The 4,410-nt window shown below is 66.6% G+C and carries 3 protein-coding genes and 1 riboswitch; all 3 genes read right to left on the bottom strand.

All coding sequences use genetic code 11. The features are described from left to right. Positions 1-51: 51 nt before the first annotated feature. Positions 52-1,644 (bottom strand): bifunctional phosphoribosylaminoimidazolecarboxamide formyltransferase/IMP cyclohydrolase, encoded by a 1,593-nt coding sequence (gene purH / locus WA702_RS28140; RefSeq protein WP_425113811.1) that lies wholly within the window; start codon positions 1,642-1,644, stop codon positions 52-54. Positions 1,645-1,671: 27 nt separating this feature from the next. Continuing rightward, positions 1,672-1,752: riboswitch (ZMP/ZTP riboswitch) on the bottom strand. Between the two features lie 59 nt (positions 1,753-1,811). After that, positions 1,812-3,515: a heparinase II/III family protein gene (locus WA702_RS28135; RefSeq protein WP_425113810.1), complete on the bottom strand. Its 1,704-nt coding sequence runs from the start codon at positions 3,513-3,515 to the stop codon at positions 1,812-1,814. Positions 3,516-3,791: 276 nt separating this feature from the next. Next, positions 3,792-4,410, bottom strand: a 619-nt coding sequence (locus tag WA702_RS28130; protein ID WP_425113809.1) for an RsmB/NOP family class I SAM-dependent RNA methyltransferase, incomplete at its 5' end; no start/stop codon positions are given.

Raw genomic sequence — 4,410 nt, 5'->3', positions numbered from 1 at the left:
GGCCTGCGCCCTCGGCGCATCCCGGATTGACGGCGGAGTTTGTCGGCGCAGTTAGTGCCGGAAATGCCTGACGCCTGACAACACCATGGCGATCCCGTGCTCGTCGGCGGCCTTGATCACTTCATCGTCCCGCATCGAGCCGCCGGGCTGCACCACGGCGGTGGCGCCGGCCGCGATGCAGGCGAGCATGCCGTCGGCGAACGGGAAGAACGCGTCCGACGCCACCGCAGAACCCTTGGTCAGCGGCTCGGCGAGCTTCAATTCCTTCGCCGCGTCTTCGGCCTTGCGTGCCGCGATCCGTGCCGAATCGACCCGGCTCATCTGGCCGGCGCCAATGCCGACCGTGGCGAGATCCCTGGCGTAGACGATGGTGTTGGACTTCACGTGCTTGGCGACGCGGAAGGCGAATTTCAAGTCGCGCAGCTCAGCATCGGTCGGCGCCCGCTTGGTCACGACCTTGAAGGTCATGTCGTCGACCACGGCATTGTCGCGGCTCTGCACCAGCAGGCCGCCGGCAACGGTCTTGGCCGTCAGGCCGGGCGCGCGCGGATCAGGCAGGCTGCCGGCGAGCAGCAGTCGCAGATTCTTGCGGCCGGCGATGATCGCGATCGCCTCCTCGGTGGCGTCAGGCGCGATGATGACCTCGGTGAAGATGCCAGTGATGGCGCGCGCGGTGTCCGCGTCCAAAGTCCGGTTCATGGCGATGATGCCGCCGAAAGCCGAGGTGGAATCGCAGGCCAGCGCTTTCTGATACGCAGTGACGAGGTCAGGCCCCTCGGCGACACCGCAGGGGTTGGCGTGCTTGACGATCACGCAGGCCGCGGTGCGCGAGGGATCGAACTCGGCGATACACTCATAGGCCGCATCGGTGTCGTTGATGTTGTTGTAGGACAGCTCCTTGCCCTGCAGCTGGCGGGCGGTTGCGACGCCGGGCCGACGGCCGGGCAGGGCATAGAACGCCGCGTGCTGATGCGGGTTTTCGCCGTAGCGCAGCGCCTGGATCAGCTTGCCGCCGAAAGCACGATAATCCGGTGCATCAGTCTTGAGCTCTCCGGCGAACCAGTTCGAGATCGCTGCGTCATAGGCGGCGGTGCGTGCATAGGCCTTGGCTGCAAGGCGGCGGCGCAGCGCCTGCGTGGTCGCGCCGTTGTTCGCCGCGAGCTCGTCAACGACCGCTTGATAGTCGTGCACGTCGACCACCACCGTGACGTCCTCGTGGTTCTTCGCGGCGGCGCGGATCATCGCGGGGCCGCCGATATCGATGTTTTCGATGCAATCGTCGTAATCGCTGCCCTTCTCGACGGTCGCCTCGAACGGATAGAGATTGACGACCAGCAGATCGATCGGCGCGATGCCATGCGTCTTCATGGCCTGCGTGTGCTCGGCATTGTCACGGATCGCGAGCAGGCCGCCATGCACCTTCGGATGCAGCGTCTTGACCCGGCCATCCATCATCTCGGGAAAGCCGGTGAGGTCGGAGACGTCTGTGACCTTCAGGCCGGCGGCGGCGATCGCCTTCGCGGTGCCTCCGGTCGAGACCAGCTCGACGTCGCGTGCGGCAAGCGAGCGGGCGAATTCGATCAGGCCGGTCTTGTCGGACACGGAGAGCAAAGCGCGGGTGACGTGACGAAGCTGCTTGGACATGGGGCAGAGTCCTCTTTTCAAAAGGGAAATCTATGCCCAGGCGCGCGGCGGATCAGTTCGCGCTTCCCGATGGTGCTCCATCCCAGGTCGCCAGTCGCGCGAACAGCGGCTGGTTAGCAGGTTTTGACAGTCGCGACAACACACGCCGCCGAGCGAAGGTAAACCGTTCAGTGCGTATCGGGATCGCGCCGGTTCCGCCGGCCGCTGTCGTCCGCGGTCGCGGAGCGGATGAAGCTCCAGCGGATCGAGCCGGCGTGGCGCGCATCCTGCCGGATCACGAGCTGCGTGGTGCGGCGCGGGCCGTCATTGCCGGCCAGGAACACGCTGTCCTCGAGCTCGACCTTGTCGTCGAGCGCCTCGAAGGTCCAGACTTCGCGATTGGGCAGCACCAACATGACGCCGCGCCCATCGTTCAGCGCACTCGCCTTGACCGCGGGGTGCAGATGAAAACGCAGCGCGTAGTCGGAGCCTGCGCCGCGCAGCCGCGCACCTTGCGCCGGGGTCACGGTGTCCTCGCCGTCGAGCCTTGTGCCGTCATTGGCGACAACCAGGATGCGACGGTGAATCAGCCCGAACTTCGATGCGTAGCCGTTATGCGAGGTCGAGAGCACGGTGCCGTCGGGCACCACCTCGCGAAAGTTCTCCACGCGGCCCGGGCCGGAGACGATCGGCGCGCCGTGCAGCAGCCGCTTCATCGCCGACATCTCGACGAACTGGCACGACGAAGTGTTGTGATAGGCCAGCGTCGAATGCGCCACCGTGCTGCGCGCGAACCCTCGCCAATTCTCGCGTCCGCTCGCCGGCATGCCGCAATTGATTACGATCCGGCAGGCGCCGGATGACAGCTCGAAGGCGAGGCAGCCGGCATGGGCCTCATGGCTCCAATGCGGCGGCGGTGGCATGCCGGTGTCCACGATCACGGTCATGGCGTTGGCGTCGAGCCGCTGGAAGCCGGAATGCGGCATGCTCGCCATCGGCGTGCCGTGCGTATCGTCGTAGGCGAGCAAGGTCGCCAGCAGATCGGACGGGGTGCCGCCCATGCCGTTGAACAGCGCCATCGCGCCGTCGCCATGCCGGAAGAAGCGCAGCATCGGCATCATGCGATCGATCGCATTGAGCAGCGCCGGCGGCGGCGCGATGTTGCGCGCGGCAAAGGTCTGGCGCAGCGGCAACAGGTCGATCAGAAGCTCGACCAGCGCGCCGGGATTGCGCGAGACGTGACCGCCATCGGGCAGGATCTGACGCTGCAGCTCTTCGGAGAGTTTGCGGCTGGCGCCGCGGATATGCTTGGTCTGGTTGGCAAGGCAGAGCGACGCATAGCACAGCGCGATCAGCACCTGCAGCCGCGGCACGCCGTCCGGAATGTCGATCATCGCATAGCGCAGATAGCGGATCTCGCGGGTCAGGCCACGCAGATAGCGGCGGTAGAACTTGCCGTCGGACTCGGCGAGCACCAGCGGCGCCTGCGACAACAGGGAGATGACCCGGCGCGCCAGCACGTCGGCGCGGCGGCTGATCGGATGCCGGCCGATCTGGTTGGTCATCCAGTCGTCGACCAGGGCGCGGGCGTTGGCGCGGGTCAGCGCGGTGTCGGCGGCGCGCAGATGCCGCAGCCAGCCGAAGCCGAGCAGCGCCACCTCCCAATCTTCCGAGGGAGGCTCGAGATCGAAGATCGAGCGGCCGTGGCAGGTGACGATCTTGCCGGCGAAGACGAAGCGGCCGGCGTAGATCTCGGCGGCGCGGGTGGCATCGGCGGTGCGCAGATCATGCGGCGCGATCACCAGCCGATCGGCGCGGCCCGGCCACAGCCCGGCCGCCGACACCGTCACCCCGCTGACATGCGCGACCGTAGAGCGCGCGAAGCGCCCCATGACCAGCGTCGAAATGCGTCTGCGTTGAGCGGCGGACACGCCTTGCCTTGGATTGTGAGGGGGTTCGGGAACGACCCCGAAGTAAATCGGTAATGCCGCCGATACACCATTTTCGATCTCGGCGCAGCATCACTGCTGGAGCAAAATCTGGTGTAAAATCAGGAATTAACTAATGGGGCCACTGTAGCACTCCCACTTTGGTACCGCCAAGCGGGGCCGAGGCCTTATTCACCGGTCGGACCCGCTCGCTGGCTCATTCGGGCGGGTGACGCCGGGTCAACCTTGCCGTACCAGGCGGGCGGCATAGAAGCCATCGAGCCCGCCGAGTCGAGGATCCTGATGCGGCAGATGGCAGGGCAGGGTGCGCAAATCGCCCGCTGACGTCACGATCTCCGACAGCCCCGCAACCTCGCTCGAGCTGATGGGAACGCGTCGCAGACCGGCCTCGTCTGCAAGCAGTCCCTCGATGATCTGCTCGCCCTCCTCGGGCTCCAACGAGCAGGTGCAGTAAATCAGCATTCCGCCGGGCTTCAGCAGCGAGACCGCCTTCCGCACCAGGCGCTTCTGCAGCGCAGACAGCGTGGCCACGTCGGCCTCCTGCCGCAACCAGCCGACATCGGGATGCCGGCGGATCGTGCCCGTCGACGTGCAGGGCGCGTCGACCAGGATGCCATCGAAGCCGCCGTTCTCTGCCGGCTGCCATTCCGCAGCGTCGGATACGACGGTGTCGATCTCGAGCTGCAACCGTGACATGTTGTCCTTGAGCCGCGCCATGCGCGCCGGCGAACGGTCGACCGCCGTGACGCGAGCGCCGGCCTGGGCGAGTTGCGCGGTCTTGCCGCCGGGCGCCGCGCAGAGGTCGGCGACATGCCGGCCCGCAATGTCGCCGACCAGC

The sequence above is a fragment of the Bradyrhizobium sp. genome, from assembly GCF_049798375.1.
Classification (GTDB): Bacteria; Pseudomonadota; Alphaproteobacteria; order Rhizobiales; family Xanthobacteraceae; genus Bradyrhizobium.
This window is presented reverse-complemented; position numbering and strand designations above follow the sequence as displayed.